The sequence below is a fragment of the Burkholderia sp. Ax-1720 genome (assembly GCF_011753035.1).
GTDB lineage: Bacteria > Pseudomonadota > Gammaproteobacteria > Burkholderiales > Burkholderiaceae > Burkholderia > Burkholderia gladioli.
The window spans coordinates 1-1,754 of record NZ_VWWK01000395.1; the positions used below are offsets into that span (position 1 = coordinate 1).

Below are 1,754 nucleotides of genomic sequence, written 5' to 3' on the forward strand. Positions count from 1 at the left end.
GGGCGCCGGCACCGCCTGGTGCTGGATCGCCGGCGCCGCCACCTCGGGCGGGTGCACCGGCACCTCGGGCGGCGGCACGAAGGGCACGGGCGGCGGTGGCAGTTTCGGCGCCGTCTTGACCACCGGCCTGGGTTTGGGCGGCGGCGGCGGGGGCGGGGGCGGCGCGAGCGTCACGATCACGCGCGTTTCGAGCGGCTTGCTGACCACCTTGGCGACCCGCGTGGCGAGCCCGTCGACCAGCGCCCAGATCAGCAGCACGTGCAGCAGCAGCACCAGGGCGATCCCGGCGTAACGGCGCAGCGGATGGCCGGGGCGGCGGCCGTACTGGCGCGGCGGCGCGGGCCGCGGCCCCCCGAGGGTTCCGGTACTCATGCCGCCCTCCCCGGCTCGACCGATCCCGCCGGCTCGACCGACGCGGCGAGCAGCGCGCGCAGCGCCTGCTCCACTTCGCGCGGACGCTCCAGCATCAGCTGATGGCCGCAATCCCGCAGCACCTCATGGCTGGCCCGCGGCAGCGCATCGGCCAGCGCCTGGCCGCCCGCCGCCGGCGTCAGCCCGTCGGCATCGCCCGACAGCACGACGATCGGCAAGGCGAGTTCCGCGAGCGCGGCGGCGTCGGGCCAGGGCGCATCGCGCACCATCGCCAGGAAGGTCGCCATCCGGTTGCGGCTCGCGATGCGCGACTCGTAGGCGATCAGCGCCGGATCCGCGCCGGGATGCCAGGCCAGCCGGCGAAAGCGCCGCGCGAACAGCGGCTTGAGCCATTCCAGCGCCCATCCCGGCAGACGCGGCGGCCGGCGCGGGACCGCCCGCGCCAGCTGGGTGCCGAGCAACAGCGCCGCATCCACCTCGCGCAGCCGGCCGCGCGAGGCCAGCCGTTCGAGCAGGGCCAGCGTGCTGCCGGTGCCGAGCGAATGCGCGACCAGCACGTTGCGCCGGCCGCGATAACGCTCGACGATCGCCAGGTAGTCGGCCAGCGTCTCGTCGCCGCGATAGGCGCCGAGCCGCGGATCGGGGCGCGGGCTGTCGCCGTGGCCGAGGAAATCCCAGGCCACCAAGGTGTAGCCGGCCGCGGCGAAGCTGCGCCAGAGATGCCGCCACTGGTTCTTGTTGCCGCCGCCGCCGTGCGCGAAGAACAGCACGGTATCGGCGTGCGCGCCGGCGGCCGGCCGGTGATGCGCGAGATTCAAGATGCGCCCCGGGCGGACCTGCACCGGCGTGCCGGCCACCGCGATCGGGTCGGTCCACGGGCTGCCCGGGCCCTGCCCGGTTTGCGGCTGGCTGCTCATGTCGGTTCCTCATCGAGAAAGGCGGCGCCGCCCGCCGCGACGAGCTCGGCGCCATGCGGTGCCGCGCGGGCCGGCAGCGCCGGGATCGCATCGAGCAGCTCGCGGGTATAGGGATGGCGCGGCGCGCCGAAGATCTGCGCGGTATCGCCGTATTCGACGACGCGCCCGGCACGCATCACGGCGATCCGGTCGCTGATCTGGGCGGCCACGCGCAGGTCGTGCGTGATGAACAGCATCGCCATCGCGCGCTGCCGCTGCAGCTCGGCCAGCAGCGCGAGGATGCGCGCCTGCACCGCGACGTCGAGCCCGGACACCATCTCGTCGGCCACCAGCACCGCCGGATCGAGCGCGAGCGCGCGCGCCAGGCTGATGCGCTGGCGCTGCCCGCCGGAGAATTCGTGCGGCCGGCGCGCCAGCGATTCGGGCGGCAGCCCGACCTGGGCCAGCAAGGCCGCCGCGAGCGCG

The 1,754-nt window shown here is 75.3% G+C and carries 2 protein-coding genes and 1 pseudogene; all 3 read right to left on the bottom strand.

Annotated elements, in window-relative coordinates; translation table 11 throughout:
- Window positions 1-372 (bottom strand): annotated as a pseudogene (locus tag F3J18_RS37090) (energy transducer TonB); the annotation flags it as partial.
- Window positions 369-1,289, bottom strand: coding sequence for an alpha/beta fold hydrolase (locus tag F3J18_RS37095; protein ID WP_166917140.1), 921 nt, complete (start codon window positions 1,287-1,289; stop codon window positions 369-371). The pseudogene F3J18_RS37090 and the gene F3J18_RS37095, both read right to left, overlap by 4 nt.
- The coding region (locus F3J18_RS37100) for an ABC transporter ATP-binding protein (RefSeq protein WP_166917142.1) at window positions 1,286-1,754 on the bottom strand (469 nt) is incomplete at its 5' end. The genes F3J18_RS37095 and F3J18_RS37100, both read right to left, overlap by 4 nt.

Bases quoted from the DNA above. Each gene is read 5' to 3' on its own strand.
- F3J18_RS37095 (WP_166917140.1), bottom strand. From the start codon at position 1,289: ATGAGCAGCCAGCCGCAAACCGGGCAGGGCCCGGGCAGCCCGTGGACC.